General features: G+C 37.3%; 22 protein-coding genes and 2 other annotated features. All 22 genes read right to left on the reverse strand.

Annotated elements, in window-relative coordinates; all coding sequences use genetic code 11:
• Positions 1-52: 52 nt before the first annotated feature.
• On the reverse strand, positions 53-553 hold the full coding sequence (gene rplJ / locus AC0NJG_RS26835; RefSeq protein WP_000048716.1) for a 50S ribosomal protein L10: 501 nt from the start codon (positions 551-553) through the stop codon (positions 53-55).
• A 39-nt stretch (positions 554-592) separates the two neighbouring features.
• Positions 593-736: a sequence feature (ribosomal protein L10 leader region), on the reverse strand.
• A gap of 49 nt (positions 737-785) precedes the next feature.
• On the reverse strand, positions 786-1,478 hold the full coding sequence (gene rplA / locus AC0NJG_RS26840) for a 50S ribosomal protein L1 (protein WP_002020168.1): 693 nt from the start codon (positions 1,476-1,478) through the stop codon (positions 786-788).
• Between the two features lie 177 nt (positions 1,479-1,655).
• Complete coding sequence (gene rplK / locus AC0NJG_RS26845; RefSeq protein ID WP_001085872.1) at positions 1,656-2,081, reverse strand: 50S ribosomal protein L11; 426 nt, start codon at positions 2,079-2,081, stop codon at positions 1,656-1,658.
• A 167-nt stretch (positions 2,082-2,248) separates the two neighbouring features.
• Entirely contained in the window at positions 2,249-2,782 is a 534-nt protein-coding gene (nusG, locus tag AC0NJG_RS26850) for a transcription termination/antitermination protein NusG (RefSeq protein WP_000415794.1), read from the reverse strand.
• Between the two features lie 131 nt (positions 2,783-2,913).
• Positions 2,914-3,093 carry a preprotein translocase subunit SecE gene (gene secE / locus AC0NJG_RS26855; protein ID WP_001241321.1) on the reverse strand — a complete coding sequence of 60 codons (180 nt, stop codon included), beginning with the start codon at positions 3,091-3,093 and terminating at the stop codon, positions 2,914-2,916.
• Between the two features lie 32 nt (positions 3,094-3,125).
• A complete protein-coding gene (rpmG, locus tag AC0NJG_RS26860; protein WP_002070160.1) occupies positions 3,126-3,272 on the reverse strand; it encodes a 50S ribosomal protein L33 in 147 nt (48 codons plus the stop codon).
• A 128-nt stretch (positions 3,273-3,400) separates the two neighbouring features.
• Entirely contained in the window at positions 3,401-4,060 is a 660-nt protein-coding gene (locus tag AC0NJG_RS26865) for an RNA polymerase factor sigma-70 (RefSeq protein ID WP_000387198.1), read from the reverse strand.
• 67 nt (positions 4,061-4,127) lie between these two features.
• Complete coding sequence (locus AC0NJG_RS26870) at positions 4,128-4,640, reverse strand: NYN domain-containing protein (RefSeq protein WP_000997883.1); 513 nt, start codon at positions 4,638-4,640, stop codon at positions 4,128-4,130.
• A gap of 3 nt (positions 4,641-4,643) precedes the next feature.
• A complete protein-coding gene (gene rlmB / locus AC0NJG_RS26875; protein WP_000093759.1) occupies positions 4,644-5,387 on the reverse strand; it encodes a 23S rRNA (guanosine(2251)-2'-O)-methyltransferase RlmB in 744 nt (247 codons plus the stop codon).
• Positions 5,384-5,791, reverse strand: a complete 408-nt coding sequence (locus tag AC0NJG_RS26880) for a Mini-ribonuclease 3 (RefSeq protein ID WP_086384897.1) — start codon at positions 5,789-5,791, stop codon at positions 5,384-5,386. Before AC0NJG_RS26880 ends, rlmB begins: the two co-directional genes overlap by 4 nt.
• Before the next feature lie 2 nt (positions 5,792-5,793).
• Positions 5,794-7,191, reverse strand: coding sequence for a cysteine--tRNA ligase (cysS, locus tag AC0NJG_RS26885; protein ID WP_001979540.1), 1,398 nt, complete (start codon positions 7,189-7,191; stop codon positions 5,794-5,796).
• Positions 7,172-7,837 (reverse strand): serine O-acetyltransferase, encoded by a 666-nt coding sequence (gene cysE, locus AC0NJG_RS26890; protein ID WP_000476500.1) that lies wholly within the window; start codon positions 7,835-7,837, stop codon positions 7,172-7,174. The genes cysS and cysE overlap by 20 nt, the downstream gene beginning before the upstream one ends.
• Positions 7,838-8,128: 291 nt before the next feature.
• Positions 8,129-8,372, reverse strand: a binding site (T-box leader).
• Positions 8,373-8,419: 47 nt separating this feature from the next.
• The gene (gltX, locus tag AC0NJG_RS26895) at positions 8,420-9,877 is read right to left on the reverse strand and encodes a glutamate--tRNA ligase (RefSeq protein ID WP_000415154.1); all 1,458 of its coding nucleotides are present in this window, start codon (positions 9,875-9,877) and stop codon (positions 8,420-8,422) included.
• A gap of 89 nt (positions 9,878-9,966) precedes the next feature.
• Complete coding sequence (gene ispF, locus AC0NJG_RS26900) at positions 9,967-10,443, reverse strand: 2-C-methyl-D-erythritol 2,4-cyclodiphosphate synthase (RefSeq protein WP_000488386.1); 477 nt, start codon at positions 10,441-10,443, stop codon at positions 9,967-9,969.
• 115 nt (positions 10,444-10,558) lie between these two features.
• Positions 10,559-11,239: a 2-C-methyl-D-erythritol 4-phosphate cytidylyltransferase gene (ispD, locus tag AC0NJG_RS26905; RefSeq protein WP_474063641.1), complete on the reverse strand. Its 681-nt coding sequence runs from the start codon at positions 11,237-11,239 to the stop codon at positions 10,559-10,561.
• A gap of 16 nt (positions 11,240-11,255) precedes the next feature.
• Positions 11,256-12,365, reverse strand: a complete 1,110-nt coding sequence (locus AC0NJG_RS26910) for a PIN/TRAM domain-containing protein (RefSeq protein ID WP_000919684.1) — start codon at positions 12,363-12,365, stop codon at positions 11,256-11,258.
• A gap of 160 nt (positions 12,366-12,525) precedes the next feature.
• Positions 12,526-13,599, reverse strand: a complete 1,074-nt coding sequence (gene disA, locus AC0NJG_RS26915) for a DNA integrity scanning diadenylate cyclase DisA (RefSeq protein ID WP_000392168.1) — start codon at positions 13,597-13,599, stop codon at positions 12,526-12,528.
• A 3-nt stretch (positions 13,600-13,602) separates the two neighbouring features.
• The gene (gene radA / locus AC0NJG_RS26920; RefSeq protein ID WP_001085212.1) at positions 13,603-14,979 is read right to left on the reverse strand and encodes a DNA repair protein RadA; all 1,377 of its coding nucleotides are present in this window, start codon (positions 14,977-14,979) and stop codon (positions 13,603-13,605) included.
• Between the two features lie 96 nt (positions 14,980-15,075).
• Positions 15,076-17,511 (reverse strand): ATP-dependent protease ATP-binding subunit ClpC, encoded by a 2,436-nt coding sequence (clpC, locus tag AC0NJG_RS26925; protein WP_000971179.1) that lies wholly within the window; start codon positions 17,509-17,511, stop codon positions 15,076-15,078.
• 12 nt (positions 17,512-17,523) lie between these two features.
• Positions 17,524-18,597, reverse strand: coding sequence for a protein arginine kinase (locus AC0NJG_RS26930; protein ID WP_087951327.1), 1,074 nt, complete (start codon positions 18,595-18,597; stop codon positions 17,524-17,526).
• 4 nt (positions 18,598-18,601) lie between these two features.
• Positions 18,602-19,150: a UvrB/UvrC motif-containing protein gene (locus AC0NJG_RS26935; protein ID WP_474063642.1), complete on the reverse strand. Its 549-nt coding sequence runs from the start codon at positions 19,148-19,150 to the stop codon at positions 18,602-18,604.
• Positions 19,151-19,323: 173 nt separating this feature from the next.
• Positions 19,324-19,785, reverse strand: coding sequence for a transcriptional regulator CtsR (gene ctsR, locus AC0NJG_RS26940; RefSeq protein ID WP_001244563.1), 462 nt, complete (start codon positions 19,783-19,785; stop codon positions 19,324-19,326).
• Positions 19,786-20,044: the final 259 nt, after the last annotated feature.

A 20,044-nucleotide genomic window follows, 5' to 3' on the forward strand; every position in this document is an offset into this window, starting at 1 on the left:
TTAAATAGGTTTGTATTGTTTTATCGATAATACGTAATTATCTTTTAAAAAATTAAGCGCCTTGCTCTTCCTTTTGGTCTGCAACTGCTTTAGTAGCAAGTGCAAGGTTACGGATTGGAGCTTGAAGAACGCTAAGAAGCATAGAAAGTAAGCCTTCACGTGATGGAAGAGTAGCGATAGCTTTAACCTCATCAAGTGTTACAAGTTTACCTTCGATTACGCCCGCTTTAATTTCTAAAGCTTCATGATCTTTAGCGAAGTCGTTTAATACTTTCGCAGGAGCAACTACATCCTCGTTACTGAACGCGATTGCGTTTGGTCCTGTTAAGAATTCATTTAACTCAGCCATTTCAGCAGATTCTGCAGCACGACGAGTTAGAGAGTTTTTGTAAACTTTGAACTCAACGCCAGCTTCACGTAATTGCTTACGTAATTCTGTTGCTTCAGAAACTGTTAAACCACGGTAGTCAACAACGATTGTAGATTTACTAGCGCGAAGTTTGTCCGCGATTTCAGTTACAACTTGTTGTTTAGTTTCGATTACTTTGCTCATGTTATTACACCTCCTGTAGATTATATAGAAGATGTACCGAAAGTGCACTAAAAACCTCCATGCCCAACTTGTAGACATGGAGGCATATAGTCACAGAAAAAAATTCCGCTTCGTATATTAACACCTAGGTAGGAAATTAAGTCTATTGACACCTACTGTCTACGGTACACTATTTAAATTCACAACATAAATGATTATATAAAAACTTCTTTATGAAGTCAACTTCCAAAATTTACGCTAATGTAGAAACGTCTACACGTACGCCAGGTCCCATTGTAGAAGCAACTGTTACGTTCTTCATGTAAGTACCTTTTGCAGCAGCTGGCTTAACTTTTTGTAAAGTGTCAGCAATTGTTCTGAAGTTTTCTACTAATTTAGCATCTTCGAAAGATACTTTACCGATTGGAACGTGGATGTTACCAGCTTTATCAACGCGGTATTCAACTTTACCAGCTTTGATTTCGTTAACAGCTTTAGTTACATCGAAAGTAACTGTTCCAGTTTTAGGGTTTGGCATTAAACCTTTAGGTCCTAATACGCGACCAAGTTTACCAACTTCACCCATCATGTCAGGAGTTGCTACTACTACATCGAAATCGAACCAACCTTGTTGGATTTTACCGATGTAATCAGCATCGCCTACGAAGTCAGCTCCAGCAGCTTCAGCTTCTTTAGCTTTTTCACCTTTAGCGAATACTAATACACGTTGTACTTTACCAGTACCGTGTGGAAGAACAACTGCACCACGGATTTGTTGGTCAGCTTTCTTAGGGTCAACACCTAAACGGAATGCAGCTTCTACAGTTGCATCAAATTTAGCTGTGTTTGTTTTCTTTACTAATTCTACTGCTTCTGTTGCAGAGTAAGCAGCTGCACGATCAACAAGCTTTGCAGCTTCTACGTACTTTTTACCTCTTTTAGCCATTTTTATTTCCTCCTCGAATGTGGTTTTAGCGGAATAACCTCCCACGTTTACGCTTATTTTCAGGTATAACCTGAGGATGCGCGCCATCCATTTATTTAAAAACGATAATCATTTACGATAATAAAGGTTGCGAATTGGAATTCCAGACCCGCAACCTTTTTTAAAAAACAAATCGAATTAGTCTTCGATAACGATGCCCATACTGCGTGCAGTACCTTCAACCATACGCATTGCAGCTTCTACGCTAGCAGCGTTTAGGTCAGGCATTTTAGTTTCAGCGATTTCGCGTACTTTATCACGCTTAACAGTTGCCACTTTATTACGGTTTGGTTCACCAGAACCAGACTCAATACCAGCTACTTTCTTAAGAAGAACAGCAGCAGGAGGAGTTTTAGTAATGAAAGTGAATGAACGGTCCTCAAATACCGTAATTTCAACAGGGATGATAAGACCAGCTTGATCTGCTGTACGAGCGTTAAACTCTTTACAGAAGCCCATGATGTTAACACCTGCTTGTCCTAATGCTGGACCAACTGGTGGAGCTGGGTTAGCTTTACCTGCAGGAATTTGAAGCTTTACCATTTTAATTACCTTTTTAGCCACGAGACACACCTCCTTAAGTCCGTGATGTGGTCAATTGGACAGTGATTTGCCCTCCCACGTCATATTTTATCTGTAAGGATAAAATCTTTCAAAAAACGTCTCCGATAACGAAGACGTACTGACTTAAAAGATATTATCACTTTTTACAATTCATTTCAAGTTTCATTTTATAATTTTTCAATTTGATGGAAGTCAAGTTCAACTGGAGTCTCGCGACCAAACATGTCCACAAGCACGCTAACCTTCTTCTTCTCCACATCAATTTCTTCGATAGCACCTGTATAATCTGCGAATGGTCCCTCATTTACACGTACTGTCTCATGAAGTTCAAAGTCGAAATCAACCACTTCGTTGTCCATTCCCATATGTTTCATAATGGTAACAACTTCCTCTTCTAATAGAGGTGATGGTTTAGATCCAGAACCAGAAGAACCAACGAACCCAGTTACACCTGGTGTGTTACGTACAACATACCAAGAGTCATCAGTCATGATTAATTCTACTAATACATAACCTGGGAACACTTTTCTTTTCATTAATTTTTCTTTACCGTTTTTCATTTCTACTTCTACTTCTTCCGGGACAACAACACGGAAAATTTTATCTTGCATACCCATTGATTCTACACGTTTCTCTAGGTTTGCTTTTACTTTATTTTCATATCCAGAATAAGTATGGACAACATACCAACTTTTTTCCATTCATTTAGGACGAGCGTCCTTCCCTCCCTGACGTACATTTTTTTGCACAAATGAAAAAACCCGTTCACCGGGCTTTTACACAGTTCTTATAAATAACATTATATCATGGATAAGTGCTTCTTATTCAAGAATTAACCAAGAATTAACCGAATTAAAGAAGAAATGCCCATATCAACAACGGCGAAGAAAATCGCAAAGAAGACAACTGTAGCGATAACAGTCGCTGTTGAACGGAGTAATTCATCTTTTTTAGGCCAACTTACTTTTTTCATTTCGCGACCTACATCGCCGAAAAAGTTCGTTAAACGCATCTACGGGACCTCCAGTGTATTATTTCAATTATTTATTTTGTTTCCTTGTGAACTGTATGCTGATTGCATGTTTTACAAAATTTCTTTATTTCAAGTCGCTCTACTGAGCTCGTATCTTTCATCGTAGAGTAGTTTCGATTTTTACACTCTTCACATGAGAGTACAACTTTTTTCCTCATTAGTTACACCAACCTTGTAACATTATGTCCCTAAAAATGTATCATACAATAAAAGACAATGTCAATGTCATGCCTTTTGTACTCCCTACAAAAAGAAAACAGGTGATTTTTTACACCTGTAGTACTTGTTATGAATTTAAAGTGGTACTCTCTCTCATTTCCATATATCGTTCCAATTTCCGCTTTACTCTCTGTAAAGCGTTATCAATAGATTTCACATGTCTATTTAACTGTTCCGAAATCTCTTGATAAGAACGGCCGTCTAGATATAAAGAAAGCACTTTCCTTTCTAAATCGCTTAATAATTCAGATATTTTAGATTCTATGTCTGTATATTCTTCCTGACTTATAATCATTTCTTCAGGATCAGTTACCTTCGCTTCCGAAATAACATCTAATAATGTCCGATCAGATTCCTCGTCATAAATCGGTTTATCTAAAGACACATATGAATTTAACGGAATATGCTTTTGCCTGGTTGCTGTTTTAATAGCGGTAATAATTTGTCGAGTGATACACAGTTCAGCAAATGCTTTGAATGAAGACAGCTTGTCCTCCTTATAATCACGAATCGCTTTAAACAATCCAATCATACCTTCTTGAACAATATCTTCTCGATCGGCACCCACTAAGAAATAAGATCTCGATTTCGCGCGAACAAAGTTCTTATATTTGTGAATCAAATATTCTAGAGCGTCAGTATTACCTTTTCGAACTAACTCAACGATTGCCTCATCTTCTAAATCACGAAATGTAACGTCGCCTACACTTACGAAGCCTGCTTCCACCTTGATCCCTCCGACCGCTATTTATTTAGCAATATTATACAGTAAAAAGACAAAGAGCGTCAATGCTTCAACGCTCTCCTCTTCTTAATTTTTCTAACTTTTCTGTAATATCTTTACTAAATATCTTTCGCATGGCGGGTTGTTTTTCTTTTGTGTCTTGTGTACGCCTTCTTACTTGTTGCTCCATCGCTTGTACTTCCAACTCTAATTCACGCGCAGATTTCCGAAGCGCACCTTGAGCAAATATAACCCACTGTTCCGTATAATCAGAAGTCGCAACATATATTTGCGTATTTATATTCCTAAGCTCAATCGCAAGTTGCTCTATCTTTTCATCTGCCGTTTGATTCTTCCTCGTGAATATAACTTCCACACGCGATTGTTTCATCTTTTTTTCAATACCGTGGACTGTATAAGCATCAAAAACGATCATTACCTTTGTCCCTGTGTAACCTTGGTAATCCGCCATCTTATCAATCAGTGCATCTCTTGATGATTGCAAATCTACATCCCGTAGTTTCTTCAAGTCTCCCCAAGCTCCAATAATGTTGTAACCGTCAACGATTAAAATATCGTTCATTTTTTATTTACCAATTTCGTTACGTTTACGATATACCTCATACATTAACAAACTTGCGGCCACTGAAGCATTTAAGGATGTAACTTTACCAACCATCGGTAAAGTAATTAAGAAATCACATTTTTCACCAATAATACGACTCATACCTTTTCCTTCACTTCCAATTACTAATCCAATTGGCATTTTACCATCTAAATTACGGTAATCCGTTTTCCCTTTTGCATCTGTACCAGCAATCCAAAGTCCACGTTCTTTTAATTCATCGATTGTACGAGATAAATTCGTTACGCGTGCAACAGGAATATATTCAATTGCCCCAGTAGACGCTTTCGCAACTGATGCAGTAAGTCCCACAGCTCTTCTTTTCGGAATTATAATTCCATGAGCTCCTGTTGCGTCCGCAGTACGCATAATAGAACCTAGGTTATGCGGGTCTTCAATTTCATCTAGAATTAAGAAGAACGGATCTTCATTACGCTTCTCTGCTACTTTGAATAAATCTTCTAACTCAGCATATTGATATGCGGCCACTTGAGCAATTACACCTTGATGGTTGCCCTCAACTAATTGATCTAACTTCTTTTTTGGTGCATGTTGTAAAATAATCTTATTTTCTTTCGCTAGTGCTAGTACAATTTGTACTTGTCCTTTGGCAGCACCTTCTGCGATCCAAATTTTATTAATATCTCTCCCTGATCGTAACGCTTCAATTACAGGGTTACGTCCAATAATATATTCACTACTCATGATGATGTGCCCCCTTCCTTTTCTTCTAGAACAGCAATTGCTTTATATACAATTTCTTCTAATCTTTCACGATTATTTAATAAGTGATGATAGCCAATTAACGCTTCAAAGGCTGTACTATGTCGATATGTTTGTACATCTGTATTTTTCGGAACAGTACCTGAATTTGCATTACGCCCTCTTCTTAGTACTGCTTCTTCTTCCTCAGTTAAAAATGCTGTCTCTAATAAATGATAAACAACTTTCGCCTGTGCTTTTGCCGAAACAAAGCTTGTCCCTAATCGATGCAACTGATTAGGACGAACCTTCCCTTTTTGAAGTAGGTGATAGCGGATATATTGTTCATATACCGCATCACCCATATATGCTAACGCTAAGCTGTTTAATTGCTTTGCATCAATCATTCTTATCCTCTTTTCCATCTTGTACCTTGAGCGGTATCTTCTAAAATAATATTACGATTTTTTAAATCATCGCGAATTTGATCTGATAATGCAAAATCACGATTTTTACGAGCTTCAATACGTTTTTGAATAAGCGCCTCAATTTCTTCATCTAGTAAATCTTCTTGCGCTAATTCTAACCCTAAAATATCAAATAATGTTTCAAGTTGTTTTACGTATGCTTCAATTACCACTGTAGACGTATGCTCTTCCAGTAAATATTGATTTGCATGATTTGCTACATTATATAATTCAGTGATTGCATTAGCAGTATTGAAGTCATCGTTCATCGCTTCTTCAAATGCAGTTTGGAATTTTTCCAGATCAGCTAACCATTTCTCATTATGATCTGTTAAATCCGTACTACTTTCCATACGATGTTTTAAATTACCGTAAGCTGTTTTAATTCTTTCCAGTCCGTTATTTGTGCTTTGTAATAACTCTTCACTGAAATTAATTGGGTGACGATAATGTACTGATAGCATAAAGAATCTAATTAACTGCGGATCATATTGCTTAATGATATCGTGAACTAAAATGAAGTTCCCAAGTGACTTAGACATTTTCTCATTATTAATATTAATATATCCATTGTGCATCCAATAACGTGCAAATGTTTTTCCTGTTAATGCCTCAGACTGCGCGATTTCATTCTCATGATGAGGAAATGCCAAGTCTTGACCACCAGCGTGAATATCAATTGTGTCCCCTAAGTATTTACGTGCCATTGCCGAGCATTCGATATGCCAGCCTGGACGACCTTGACCCCAAGGGCTTTCCCAGAAGATTTCTCCTTCTTTCGCAGCTTTCCATAGAGCAAAATCAAGAGGGTCTTGTTTCTTTTCCCCTACTTCAATACGCGCACCGTGACGTAAGTCCGCGATCGGTTGATGTGATAACTTACCGTACCCTTCGAATTCCTTCGTTCTAAAGTACACATCCCCTTCTGATTCATATGCATATCCTTTATTCACAAGTTCTTGAATAAACTCAATAATAATATCCATATTTTCTGTTACACGCGGATGAACTGTTGCATGTTTGCAACCTAATGCCGTTACATCTTCAAAGTACGCTTCCACGAAACGGTCCGCAATTGTCGGCACATCTTCACCTAACTCATTTGCTGCTTTAATTAATTTATCATCTACATCAGTAAAGTTAGATACATACTGCACATCGTACCCTTTATATTCTAAATAACGGCGCACTGTATCAAATACCATAGGTGGTCTTGCATTCCCGATGTGAATATAGTTATAAACTGTAGGTCCGCATACATACATCTTTACCTTATTTTCTTCTAATGGAGTAAACTCTTCCTTTTGACGTGTTAACGTATTATAAATGTGAATAGTCATTTTTATCCTTCCTTTCTACCTTTACTTCAAGTTGTTTTTTCAATTTATCAAGTTCTACTTCCATGACCTTTAATTTATCAAAAATTGGGTCTGGAAGGTCGGAATGATTTAATTCTTGACCGATCTTTACTCCATTTTGAATAACGACTCGGCCAGGTATACCTACAACTGTAGAATGTGCAGGGACTTCTTTTAATACGACAGAACCTGCTCCAATTTTAGAGTTCTCTCCAACTGTAATAGAACCCAGTACTTTAGCACCTGTTGCAATTAATACATTATCCTGAATTGTAGGGTGCCTCTTTCCCTTTTCTTTACCCGTACCACCTAATGTAACTCCTTGATAGATCGTTACATTATCACCAATTTCGCACGTTTCTCCAATTACAACCCCCATTCCATGGTCAATGAAAAAACGACGACCAATTGTTGCTCCTGGATGAATCTCAATGCCAGTAAAGAAACGACTAACTTGTGAGATCCAACGTGCAATAAAGAAGAAATTCTTTTTATAAAAAGCATGTGCAATTCGATGGGCCCAAACTGCATGTAATCCAGAGTAAGTCAAAATGACTTCGAAATAACTTCTTGCCGCTGGATCCTGTTCAAAAACGACTTCAATATCTTCCCGAAGCCTCTTAAACATCGACGTTCCCTCCCCTTTATGGGCTGCTTTTTCGAGTGAACTAACTCCCTACTTATCCCCCTAAATCTTTATACACGTGGATAAAGTGAAACTTTAATCAGTGGGGGTTTTCTTCACCCCCCACTGATTATCAGCCCTCACCAATCGGATTTTTATGGGCAGCCCGACCCCCACCTAACTTCTTTGCTTTCGCTGAATTTTGAGGTGGGGGTCTTACTGCCCATTAAAGTCGGATAAAACTTATACTCATACCCAGTTTTACGGTATAAAAAAAGACGCCTCTGTCATATTGACAGAGACGCCTTATAAGCGCGGTTCCACTCTGTTTAGGCTAAAAAAAGCCTCAAACTCATCTCTGATAACGGTGTACACCGCTTCTGCTTACTTTATCCTAAGACGTTTCGCAAAACCATTTGCTGTTCAGCAGAAGACTCGAAGGGGCATTTCAAAAATCCGCTTATAAACCACTTCCAGCCTAAGGTGGTTCTCTCTGTAAAAAGCCTGATTTTCTACTTCTCCTTCTCGTCGCTTTTCCTTATTAGGTTTTAAGTATACTTATTATATTTCTAAACCTAGAAAATGTTAACCAATTACTTTTTGAAGACGATTTAAAACTTTTTCTTTTCCAAGAAGTGCAATAGCATTAGGAAGCTCTGGGCCGTGTGTTTGACCAGTAGTTGCAACACGGATTGGCATAAATAAGTTTTTACCTTTATGACCTGTTTCCTTTTGAACCGCTTTAATAGCTGCCTTAATTGCTGCCGGTTCCATAGCTTCTAGTGCTTCTACTTGACCAGCAAATGCACGAAGTACTTCAGGTACTTGTTCACCTTTTAATACTTCTTGTCCTTCTTCTTCATAATCAACATGATCTTTGAAGAACATTTCAGAAAGCTCTACAATTTCAGCTCCAAAGCTCATTTGTTCATGATATAACGCAATTACATCACGAATCCAAGCTTGTTCTTGTTCACTTAAAGTTTCACCTATACGTCCAGCTTTCACTAAATGCGGTAAGCTTAATTCTACCACCGTATCTAAATCTTGCTTTTTCATATATTGGTTGTTCATCCATTTTAGTTTTTGAGAATCAAATAATGCAGGTGATTTTGATAAACGAGCTGCATCGAACATTTTGATAAACTCTTCTTGAGAGAAGATTTCTTCTTCTCCTACTGGCGACCAACCTAGTAGTGCAATAAAGTTAAAGATTGCTTCTGGAAGATATCCAAGCTCTTTATATTGCTCAATAAATTGAATAATAGATTCATCACGCTTACTTAATTTTTTACGGCTTTCATTTACAATTAAAGTCATATGACCGAATTGTGGAATATCCCAACCGAAAGCTTCATAAATCATCATTTGTTTTGGCGTGTTTGAAATATGATCATCACCACGAAGTACGTGTGTAATTTCCATTAAGTGATCATCTACTGCTACTGCAAAGTTATAAGTTGGAATCCCATCTTTTTTCACGATAACGAAATCACCGAAATCATTTGAATGGAATGCAACTTCATCTTTTACAATATCTTTAAATGTGTAATCACGGTCAGCTGGTACACGGAAACGAATACTTGGAATACGTCCCTCAGCTTCAAATTCTTTCACTTGCGCTTCAGTTAAATCACGGTGGTTACCTGCATAACGAGGTGTTTCACCACGAGCAATTTGCCCTTCGCGTTCTGCTTCTAGCTCTTCTTCTGTCATGTAACATTTGTAAGCTAAACCACGCTCTAATAAATCTTCATATAACTTTTTATAAATATCTAGACGCTCTGTTTGACGATATGGTCCAAATTCACCACCAACATCAACACCTTCATCCCAGTCCATACCGAGCCATTTCAAGTATTTTAATTGGCTTTCTTCTCCACCAGCAACATTACGTTTTACATCAGTATCTTCAATACGAATAATAAACTTACCATCTTGATGACGAGCAAATAAATAATTAAATAATGCCGTACGCGCATTTCCGATATGTAAGTGTCCTGTTGGACTTGGCGCATAGCGCACTCTCACTTGCTTTTCCATAATTGGTACACCTTCCATTCTTAATGTCAACACATTCTATAATTGTACACCAAAAAAATGTGATTATCCATCTTACGAATTAAAAACCATTATTTTTTCTGTAATAAAACAACTGCTTGAGAAGCAATTCCTTCTTCTCTACCTGTAAATCCTAATTTTTCTGTTGTTGTTGCCTTTACATTGATATTATCAATAGACGTTTCTAATAGTTCACTAATGCGTTTACGCATACTTTCAATATGTGGTGCCATTTTTGGCTTTTGAGCAATAATTGTACAATCTAAATTTCCTAATTCATAACCTTGTTCACGCACAAATTCCCAAACCTTTTGCAACAATACAGCTGAATCAGCATCTTTAAAGGCAGGGTCTGTATCAGGGAAATGTTTTCCGATATCTCCTGCTGCAATTGCACCTAAACACGCGTCCGCGATCGTATGTAACAATACGTCTGCATCAGAGTGACCGATTAATCCTTTTTCATGAGGAATTGTAATCCCGCCAATAATTAACGGTCTACCTTCCGCAAATTCATGTACATCAAAACCTTGTCCAATTCGAAACATTTTTTACATCCTCCTCGAGCTAAACTACTGAGCTTTATGATTCTATATTATATCGCTATCCTTATAAAGAAAAGCCCGGCTGTTGCCGAGCTTTTCTTCTCTATAATCATTGCTATCATTTCTTTTGAACGTGAAGAAAACTTTCAGCAATTAGTAAATCCTCTGGAGTCGTCACTTTAATATTATAGTAACTCCCCCCTACTACACCTACTTGCTTCCCGATACGTTCTACGAGACTTGCATCATCTGTACCAAGAAAACAACTCTGTTTCGCACTTCTATGAGCTTCTAACAAAAGAGAAACAGAGAACCCTTGTGGTGTTTGTACAGCTTTAAGCTGAGATCTTTCTACCGTTTCAACAACAACACCCTGCTCTACTTTCTTAACAGTATCTTTCACTGGCACCGCACAAATGGAAGCTCCATATTTTTCTGCTGCAGTTAATACATCTTGAATCACTTTATTCGTTACGAACGGGCGCGCACCGTCATGTACAAGAACATACTCAACATCACTCGTATGCTGAATCGCGTTATATACACTATCTTGTCTTTCAGCTCCACCTTGAATAAATTGTACTGGCTTTTCAACCGGATACTTCTGCATTAACTCTTCAAAATACGGACGCTCTTCTTCGTTAATTGCCATAATAATATTTTTACATGCTTTATCCTTTTCAAAAGCACGTAACGTATGCACAATAATTGGTACTTCATTAATAAGTAAGAACAACTTATTTTTGCCAGCACCCATCCGCTTTCCTTGACCCGCTGCTGGAATAATTAATGTATACATATTAATAATCCTCTACTTATAATGCTTTTTCTAATAATTTACGTTTGGCAAAAATCATACGCCCCGCCGATGTTTGTAACACACTCGTAACGAGTACATCGAGTTGTGAGCCTACATATTCTCTACCATCTTCTACTACAATCATTGTGCCATCATCTAAATATGCCACACCTTGATTTTGTTCTTTTCCATCTTTTACAACATAAACACTTAGTTCTTCACCTGGGAGTACAACAGGTTTAATTGCATTAGCTAAATCGTTAATATTTAACACCGTTACCCCTTGTAATTCAGAGACCTTGTTTAAGTTGAAGTCATTCGTTACTACCGTTCCACCAGTGATTTTCGCTAACTTTACAAGTTTGCTATCCACTTCCTGAATATCATCGAAATCACCTTCATAAATTTCTACCGGAATCGGCATCTCTTTTTGAATACGATTTAAAATATCTAATCCTCTGCGACCACGATTACGTTTTAAAGCATCAGAAGAATCGGCAATGTGCTGAAGTTCTTCTAACACGAATTGTGGAATGACAATTGTTCCCTCTAAAAACTTTGTTTGGCAAATATCAGCAATACGTCCATCGATAATTACACTTGTATCAAGAATTTTCCAATGCGCTAAAGATTCTTCTACCTCATTTTCTGGTTCTTCATTCTCACTATTATTATTTTTCTTCTTCCCACGTTGTGGTAATGTAAATAATCCTAGCAATTCATTCCTCTTTTTAAACCCTACTTGGAATCCTAAATATCCTAGTAAAAGAGTAAAGAACACTTGCAACACTGTACTAATAACTGGAATTGTAAATTCACGAATTGGTATTAAAATTAAATACGCAACAATAAGCCCAGAGATTAAACCTAATGTACCAAATAAAACATCTGCTACAGGCGCCTTTACAAGAGCCTCTTCAATATGCTTAATAAGTTGAACAATATAATCTACAAGCCAAAATGTTGTTAAAAATAAAATAATTGCACCAATAATTGCACGAACATACGATCCTTCCAATAAAGGAACGGCACCGATGTCTAATACATTAATAACCTTTGGGATTAAGTAAATCCCTAACGCTCCCCCGATTACTAAAAAGAAGAGCTGTACAATCCGTTTTAACATCCAACCACCTCCTACTCATTATTAACCATTGTTTCGCTAATCAAAACGCCGAATGCAAAAGCGGACGTGTTTTTTTATAAATAGTTTTATTTACCAATATATCATATCATATACCAAAAATGTTCTAGTGTCGTTATATTATGGAATCAATGTAATATTCTTAATTGTGTCTACTCATATAGAGATGCTCTTGAATTCTTTTTAGGCCTTCTCGTATTTTCTTCGCCCTGACTTCTCCAATTCCTTCTACATCATCTAATTCATTAATAGTTGCACGACAAACACCCTGCAAGGTTTTAAATCGATTAATTAAATTTTCAATGATAAGTGGTGGAACACGCGAAATTTTGCTTGTGATTCGGTATCCTCTCGGCGTCACACTTTCTTCTAAACTCGTTTGTCCCGGGTATCCGAGCAATTTAACTAAATCACTATCCTCTAGAAGTTGTGTATTCGCAAGCTCTTGTAACTTTTTCAAAATTTGATGATGGTCTTGTGTTTTTTCTTGATAGTAATCTTTAATTAATAGCGCTGCCTCTGCTTCTAAGTCGGCTAGTAGTTCCGTAAGTTGTAAACGAATTAACCTACCTTCTGTTCCCAATTCATGAATATAGCTCAATATTTCATTTTTAATACGTAGTACCATTTCAACACTATGTAAAACATGAACCACCTCGGACATTGTAACAACCTCTTCAAATTCTAGAATGCCCAAATTCGTAATCCCATCATTCCATACAGCCTTATATTTTTCTAACGTTTGAATAGCTTGGTTTGCCTTTGTTAAAATAACACCTATATCTTTTAGTGTATAACGTAAATTCCCTTGGTATAGCGTAATTACGTTACGTCTTTGTGAAATAGCCACAACAAGGCTACCTGTCTGCTTTGCTACGCGCTCCGCCGTTCGGTGGCGCATACCTGTCTCAATAGAGTCGATAGATGACTCTGGAACTAACTGTGCGTTCGCAATCAAAATTTTACTTCCAGTTTCATTTAAAATAAGTGCCCCATCCATTTTTGCTAATTCGTATAAACTAGCCGGAGAAAATGCACAATTAATATGAAAACCTCCATCAACAATACTTTTAATCTGCTCATTATATCCAAGAACAATTAATCCCCCTGTTTGTGCGCGAAGTACATTATCTATCCCTTCGCGCAGTGGTGTTCCCGGGGCCACAAGTTGTAAAATATTAATCATACTTTTGACACGTTGCTTGTTTTCTTCCATAGCCTAGCCTCCTAATGTCAAACGAAGCGCTTCTCCTAAATTAGATACACCAACTACCTCAATCCCATCTGGAATTGTCCATCCTCCCAAGTTTTTTCTAGGAATAATAGCACGTTGAAATCCTAATTTAGCTGCTTCTTGTACACGTTGTTCGATTCTTGATACTCTTCTTATTTCTCCAGTTAATCCTACTTCTCCTATTACTGCATCGGTTGGTGCCGTTGATTTATCTCTAAAACTTGAAGCTATACTTAAAGCGACAGCTAAATCAATTGCTGGTTCATCTAACTTCAAACCACCTGCTACTTTTAAATATGCATCCTGATTTTGCAATAATAAGCCTGTTCTTTTTTCTAGCACTGCCATAATAAGCGATACACGATTATGATCAATTCCCGTTGCCATTCTTCGCGGGTTTCCAAAACTAGTAGGGGAGATTAATGCTTGTATTTCTACTAAAACTGGTCTTGTTCCTTCCATTGAGGCAACCACTGTTGATCCTGCAACCCCAACTGGTCTTTCCTCAAGAAAAATTTCAGAAGGGTTTAATACTTCTGCAAGGCCAAGCTCTTTCATTTCAAAAATACCCATTTCATTCGTAGAACCAAAACGATTCTTTACTGCTCGCAAAATACGGTATGTATGATGACGGTCTCCTTCAAAGTAAAGAACTGCATCGACCATATGTTCTAACATACGAGGTCCTGCAATCGCTCCCTCTTTTGTCACATGTCCAACGATAAAAATAGGGATTCCTTTCGTTTTTGCAAGTTTCATTAATTCCGCTGTACATTCACGAACTTGTGCCACACTTCCCGGCGCTGATGTTACTTCAGGTAGATGTATTGTTTGAATAGAGTCAATAACAACAAAGGCTGGGTTCACCTCTTCAATATGTGTTGCAATTCGCTGTAAATCCGTCTCTGATACAACAAATAGATTACTACCATTTACATGTAAACGATCCGCACGCAGTTTAATCTGTTTTGCTGATTCTTCACCTGATATATATAGGACATCATATGAAGAATCTGCTAATTGCGATGATATTTGTAACAGTAACGTTGATTTTCCAATCCCGGGGTCTCCACCAATCAGTACTAAGGATCCATCTACAATCCCGCCACCAAGTACACGGTTAAATTCTTGAAATTTTGTTTCAATACGCGCCTCAGACTTTGTTTCCACTTCTGTTAGACGCCTTGGTTTTGTTACTTCTGTTTGAATTGCATTGGCATAATTAAGGCGCCTTGATGATACAACCGGTTCCATCTCTTCAACAAGCGTATTCCATTGACCACATCCAGGGCATTTCCCCATATATTTTGGTGACTGATACCCACACTCTTGACATGTAAATTTTGTTTTCTTTTTAGCCATATCGTTTTATATCTCACTTCACTTTCATCTATAAACAATTTATCCTTGTCGTACAAGAAAGAGGGCTATCTCGTAGCCCTCTTAGTTTGTCTATACTTATTTTACCTTTTCAGCACTATGAATGACAAATGATTCTCCTTCAACATCAAAGATAACTTTTTGTCCTTTCTCAATAGCACCTTTTAAAAGTTCTTCCGATAGTCTATCTTCTACATGTTTCTGAATTGCTCTACGAAGCGGACGAGCACCGTACTCTCGGTCAAACCCTTTATCAGCAATAGCCGAAATCGCTCCTTCTGTTAAATGCAATTCAATTTCTTGCTCTTTTAAGCGATTTACTAACTGATTTACCATAAGTGTTACAATCTCTTGAATATGTTTTTTCTCAAGCATATGGAACACGATAATTTCATCAATACGGTTTAAGAATTCTGGACGGAATGCCTTTTTCAGTTCATCCATTACTTTACCTTTCATATCTGAATAATCGCGGCTCTCATCTTGTACGTTAAATCCAAGATGTTTATTACGTTTTAACGCTTCTGCACCAACGTTAGATGTCATAATAACAATTGTATTACGGAAATCAACTGTACGCCCTTTAGAATCTGTTAAGCGACCATCTTCTAATACTTGTAGTAAAATGTTAAACACATCAGGATGAGCTTTCTCTACTTCATCTAATAAGACAACTGAATATGGCTTACGGCGAACCTTTTCTGTTAATTGTCCACCTTCTTCATATCCAACATATCCTGGAGGAGATCCAACTAAACGAGAAGTAGAATGCTTCTCCATGTACTCAGACATATCGATGCGAATCATTGCATCCTCATCACCGAACATAGATTCTGCCAACGCTCTTGCTAGCTCCGTTTTACCTACACCTGTTGGTCCTAAGAAAATAAATGAACCAATCGGACGTTTCGGATCTTTCAAGCCTGCTCTAGCACGACGAACAGCTTTCGCTACAGCTACTACCGCTTCATCTTGACCGATCACACGATCGTGAAGAATTGATTCTAAGTTTAATAATTTATCAGTCTCTGTTTGTGCAAGTTTAGAAACCGGGATACGAGTCCACGTAGAAACGACATTTGCAATATCTTCTACTGTCACTTCTGAGTTTTCTTTTCCTTGTTGCTCTTTCCATTGACGCTTCGTATCTTCTAACTTCTCACGTAAGCGTTGTTCCATATCACGTAACGAAGCAGCTTTTTCAAATTCTTGACTTTGTACAGCTGCATCTTTTTCTTTCCTAATTTCCTCAAGCTTCACTTCAAGCTCTTTTAGATTTGGTGGTGTTGTATAAGAGCGTAAGCGCACCTTTGAAGCAGCTTCATCAATTAAATCAATTGCTTTATCTGGTAAGAAACGATCTGTAATGTAACGATCTGAAAGCTTTACAGCTGCATCAATTGCATCATCTGTAATAGATACGCGGTGATGTGCCTCATAACGATCGCGTAAACCTTTCAAAATTTGAGTTGATTCATCTAAACTTGGCTCATCAACATGAATTGGTTGGAAACGTCTCTCTAAAGCTGCGTCTTTTTCAATATATTTGCGATATTCATCTAACGTTGTCGCCCCAATACATTGTAATTCTCCACGAGCTAAAGATGGTTTTAAAATGTTAGATGCGTCAATAGCACCTTCTGCGCCGCCTGCACCAATTAATGTATGAAGTTCATCAATAAATAGAATGATATTTCCTGCTTGGCGGATTTCATCCATTACTTTCTTCAAACGGTCTTCAAATTCACCACGGTATTTCGTTCCGGCTACCACTGTGCCCATATCTAGTGTCATAACACGCTTATCTCTTAAAGTTTCAGGAACTTCATTATTTACGATTTGTTGTGCTAATCCTTCTGCAATTGCCGTTTTACCTACACCAGGCTCCCCAATTAATACAGGGTTGTTTTTTGTTCTACGACTTAAAACTTCAATTACACGTTGAATTTCTTTACCACGTCCAATAACAGGATCTAAACGATTTTCACGTGCAACAACTGTTAAATCACGTGCTAAGCTATCAAGTGTTGGTGTATTTGCATTTGTTGAAGAACCACCTTGATGACCTGAACTTGCTTCATTACTTCCAAGAAGTTGCAATACTTGTTGTCTTGCCTTATTTAAGCTAACACCTAAGTTATTTAAAACACGTGCTGCTACCCCTTCACCTTCGCGGATTAAACCAAGTAAGATATGTTCTGTTCCAACATAAGAATGACCTAATTTGCGAGCTTCATCCATAGACAACTCAATAACCTTTTTAGCACGCGGTGTATAATGTACAGTTTGAGAAGCTTCTGTTCCGCGCCCAATTAACGCTTCTACCTCTTTTTGAACTTTCTCCGGGCTTAATCCAAGAGCAATCAACGCTTTTGCTGCAATCCCTTCACCTTCGCGGACAAGCCCAAGTAAAATATGTTCTGTTCCAATATTGTTATGCCCAATACGAATCGCTTCCTCTTGAGATAAAGCTAATACTTTCTGTGCTCTTTCTGTAAATCTTCCAAACATCATAGAAATCGCCTCCTACTTGCGCTTAGTTTTTTCAATACGTAATCGCTCACGGATTAAGGTTGCTCTTCGATAATCTCTTTCTTCTGGTCCTAAAGGTCCTCCTGCATATTGTTGTAAAATGCCTGGTTGTGTAAGAACCATTAGCTCAGTCAAAATATTTCTCGATATACCTTTTATATATCCTAAATCAATACCAAGTCGTAAATCTGATAAGCAATTGGCTGCTTCCGCAGATTGAATTAAACGACTGTTGGCTAGTATGCCATAAGAGCGATAAACTTTATCTTCAAGCTCAATACTTGAATTTTGTACAATTAATTCTCTAGCCATCTTTTCTTGCTGTATGATTTGTTGAATGACACTCTTTAAATCTGCAATAATATCTTCTTCAGATTTTCCTAGCGTCATTTGGTTTGACACTTGAAATATATTACCTAACGCTTCGCTACCTTCACCGTATATTCCTCTTACTACTAACCCTAATTTTTGAATTACTTGTATAATACGGCTAATTCTTTTCGTCAAAACGAGCCCCGGTAAATGAATCATTACAGAAGCCCTCAATCCTGTACCAACATTAGTAGGGCAGCTTGTAATATATCCAAGTGATTCATCAAAAGCATATTCAACCTCTTTCTCAATCCAATTATCTATTTGATTGGCACTTTGAAGAGCCTCTGATAACTGCAATCCTGAAAATAAGCACTGAATCCGAATATGGTCTTCTTCATTCAGCATAACACTAATATGTTCGCTTTCTGACAATAGACATGCTCCATATTCTGTTCCTGCAAGGTTGGGACTAATTAAATGCTTTTCAACTAATACTCTCCTTTGAAGAGGCGTTAATTCATTCATTTTTAATAGCTCAAACTCTCCAAAAGGTTCTACCGTTTTATTTATAAATTCCTTTTTAAATAATTCTTGAATCAGTTTAGCTTCTTCTTCATTTTGCATAGTAGAGAATTGATATTTTTTAAAATTACGAGCCAAACGAATTCGACTACTTAAAACAATATCAGAATCAGGGCCATCCCCCTTCATCCACGGACTAATCGCTTCATTCATAATTTTGTCCAGTGACATAGAACTATTCCCCCTCTCTATGCTCACTAAGCTGATTTTCAAGGTTTCTAATTTTATCCCTTATTTCAGCAGCTTTCTCAAATTCCTCTTTCTGTACGTATTGTTTCAGAATGAGTTTTAGTTCATCTAATTCTTTCTTTAAGTGAATATTTCCTTCTATACGCTCCGGAATTTTTCCACAATGATCTGTATGCCCGCCGTGAAGACGTTTTAATAACGGCTTTACATGTTCCTTAAATGTATCGTAACAAGAAGCACATCCAAAGCGTCCTACCTTTGTAAGTTGCTCATATGTCATTTTACAATCTGGACATCTTAATATATTTGTGTTCGAAAATCCGCTTTTTCCTTCTTCAAACATTGTTGATTCACCGTGTAATAACCCAGCAAATAAATCATGGAATGAAAAGTTAGACTGCGATGATTGAAAGAAAGACGTATAGCCACTTTGTTCTGCACATTGCTCACAAAGATGAACTTCCGCCTTGTTTTCGTTAATTACTTTTGTATAATGTAAAGTTGCTGGTCTTATATTACAGTTTTGACAAGTCATCACTATCCCCACCTTTACAACAGGAACGATCTATCTCATAGTACTTTTCATACATTACTAGACTGTTCACTTTCCTTTATTCGTTTACATAAAAGTGCGTGTTCTTTTTTCAAAACTTCTACAATATTTAACTGCCTTATCTCTTAGTTATTATTCTTTTACAAAAGCTGTATTTATTTATATTTCAGTGTTCTTAACATTGCGCATAATATTCGAGCCCTAAGTTCATCTCGAGAAGGGACATCCATTGATAATACAGAACGATCTAGTACGCTTAACATAAGTTTAGCTTCACGATTCGTTATGATTCCCTCTTCTATTAAACGTATAATCATACTCTCTGCATTTCCTTGCGCAACGCTATGATCAATCATATGAAGCATTTGATCAATAATGTCTATATCGTCATGCAGTTTGACTTTTATAATGCGAATGTAACCTCCTCCACCACGTTTACTTTCTACTACAAATCCTCTTTCTAACGTAAAACGGGTATTGATTACATAATTGATTTGAGATGGTACGCACTCGAATCGATCCGCAATCTCATTTCTTTTGATTTCAATCACATTATTATTACTTAAGTCAATAACTTGCTTTAGATATTGCTCAATGATATCAGATATATTTCTCATTTATCCGCCACCTTTATTGACTTTGACTATCTTTGACTTTAATTATATACGTATTAATAAAATTTGCAACTCTTTTGCTTATTTACTATCCTAGCCACATTCTACTGTATTTAATCAAAATAATACTTATTTAAATACATTTTTAATTACTATGGATTATAAAAGAAAACACGAAAAAACACGAGTCATTTGACTCGTGTTTAATTGCTTGGCGACGTCCTACTCTCACAGGGACAAGGTCCCAACTACCATCGGCGCT

The sequence above is a fragment of the Bacillus sp. SSR7 genome (assembly GCF_055902415.1).

What these genes read in the sequence shown, in the direction of transcription:
- AC0NJG_RS26935 (WP_474063642.1), bottom strand. Translation starts at nt 19,150, where the DNA reads ATGACTTGTCAAAACTGTAATATAAGACCAGCAACTTTACATTATACA.
- cysS (WP_001979540.1), bottom strand. Translation starts at nt 7,191, where the DNA reads ATGACTATTCACATTTATAATACGTTAACACGTCAAAAGGAAGAGTTT.
- gltX (WP_000415154.1), bottom strand. Translation starts at nt 9,877, where the DNA reads ATGGAAAAGCAAGTGAGAGTGCGCTATGCGCCAAGTCCAACAGGACAC.
- ispF (WP_000488386.1), bottom strand. Translation starts at nt 10,443, where the DNA reads ATGTTTCGAATTGGACAAGGTTTTGATGTACATGAATTTGCGGAAGGT.
- AC0NJG_RS26930 (WP_087951327.1), bottom strand. Translation starts at nt 18,597, where the DNA reads ATGTCACTGGACAAAATTATGAATGAAGCGATTAGTCCGTGGATGAAG.
- AC0NJG_RS26910 (WP_000919684.1), bottom strand. Translation starts at nt 12,365, where the DNA reads ATGTTAAAACGGATTGTACAGCTCTTCTTTTTAGTAATCGGGGGAGCG.
- ctsR (WP_001244563.1), bottom strand. Translation starts at nt 19,785, where the DNA reads ATGAGAAATATATCTGATATCATTGAGCAATATCTAAAGCAAGTTATT.
- rplA (WP_002020168.1), bottom strand. Translation starts at nt 1,478, where the DNA reads ATGGCTAAAAGAGGTAAAAAGTACGTAGAAGCTGCAAAGCTTGTTGAT.
- AC0NJG_RS26880 (WP_086384897.1), bottom strand. Translation starts at nt 5,791, where the DNA reads ATGATTGATGCAAAGCAATTAAACAGCTTAGCGTTAGCATATATGGGT.
- clpC (WP_000971179.1), bottom strand. Translation starts at nt 17,511, where the DNA reads ATGATGTTTGGAAGATTTACAGAAAGAGCACAGAAAGTATTAGCTTTA.
- nusG (WP_000415794.1), bottom strand. Translation starts at nt 2,782, where the DNA reads ATGGAAAAAAGTTGGTATGTTGTCCATACTTATTCTGGATATGAAAAT.
- radA (WP_001085212.1), bottom strand. Translation starts at nt 14,979, where the DNA reads ATGGCTAAAAAGAAAACAAAATTTACATGTCAAGAGTGTGGGTATCAG.
- AC0NJG_RS26870 (WP_000997883.1), bottom strand. Translation starts at nt 4,640, where the DNA reads ATGAACGATATTTTAATCGTTGACGGTTACAACATTATTGGAGCTTGG.
- disA (WP_000392168.1), bottom strand. Translation starts at nt 13,599, where the DNA reads ATGGAAGAAAACAAGCAACGTGTCAAAAGTATGATTAATATTTTACAA.
- secE (WP_001241321.1), bottom strand. Translation starts at nt 3,093, where the DNA reads ATGCGTTTAACGAACTTTTTCGGCGATGTAGGTCGCGAAATGAAAAAA.
- rpmG (WP_002070160.1), bottom strand. Translation starts at nt 3,272, where the DNA reads ATGAGGAAAAAAGTTGTACTCTCATGTGAAGAGTGTAAAAATCGAAAC.
- cysE (WP_000476500.1), bottom strand. Translation starts at nt 7,837, where the DNA reads ATGTTTAAGAGGCTTCGGGAAGATATTGAAGTCGTTTTTGAACAGGAT.
- ispD (WP_474063641.1), bottom strand. Translation starts at nt 11,239, where the DNA reads ATGTATACATTAATTATTCCAGCAGCGGGTCAAGGAAAGCGGATGGGT.
- rplJ (WP_000048716.1), bottom strand. Translation starts at nt 553, where the DNA reads ATGAGCAAAGTAATCGAAACTAAACAACAAGTTGTAACTGAAATCGCG.
- rlmB (WP_000093759.1), bottom strand. Translation starts at nt 5,387, where the DNA reads ATGAGTAGTGAATATATTATTGGACGTAACCCTGTAATTGAAGCGTTA.